The 704-nt window shown below is 34.5% G+C and carries 1 protein-coding gene; it reads left to right on the forward strand.

All coding sequences use genetic code 11. From position 1 onward, the window contains the following. Positions 1 to 427: 427 nt before the first annotated feature. The gene (locus tag ACFINZ_RS10915) at positions 428 to 550 is read left to right on the forward strand and encodes a hypothetical protein (RefSeq protein WP_263283916.1); all 123 of its coding nucleotides are present in this window, start codon (positions 428 to 430) and stop codon (positions 548 to 550) included. The last annotated feature ends 154 nt before the right edge of the window (positions 551 to 704 follow it).

Raw genomic sequence — 704 nt, forward strand, 5'->3', positions numbered from 1 at the left:
TGGTCACTTACCGACCAAGAGATAAGCTAACAGATATTAGACGCAATAAAAATTCGTGTGGAAGAGTTGTGTGAATGAACTAAAATCGTGATTATTTGAGAGGGCGATGGGGATGAGGAATTTTTTGTATATTCTTTTGAAACGCAAGTACTTGTTATGAAAAGAGTAATATAAAAGCTGGTCAAGATGTTTCTGTGGCGTAGCTGGAGGGTATCTCGCATAAAGTTTAGAAAGAATGAATCATAAAAGTTTAAGCTAAAATGCCTATCAGTGTGGAAATTGTGCAAGACAAATTTATGGTTGATACAATTAGCGAGCACAAAACAATATCATATGATGAAGCAGAAGACATTGTAGAAGAGTTAAAGTCATTAATCACTAAAGAGGAAAAACTACCGATATATTAAAAGTGTAATGGGCGGTTGAGATGCGTAATTTGAATGCGTGTTTTTCTGATGCACAAAAGAGAGCCGTTGTACAAGCTCTTGCTGCAGCAGATGCTATGCTGGTTATCCATAAATGCGGTCAAAGAGGTAGTTGTAAAGCTTAAAAGACAAACGATGTGTTTACCTGAATTTGAAGTTTTATGGATGAAGATCAATAAAAAACCATTTATCGTTTGTAAGACGTATTAGAGATAGAGAGATAAAAACTTAAGCCAATTTAAAGTTATACAAGGGTGAAGATAATTTATTTCGTATAAC

This window comes from Bartonella sp. AA81SXKL (genome assembly GCF_042196945.1).
Classification (GTDB): domain Bacteria; phylum Pseudomonadota; class Alphaproteobacteria; order Rhizobiales; family Rhizobiaceae; genus Bartonella.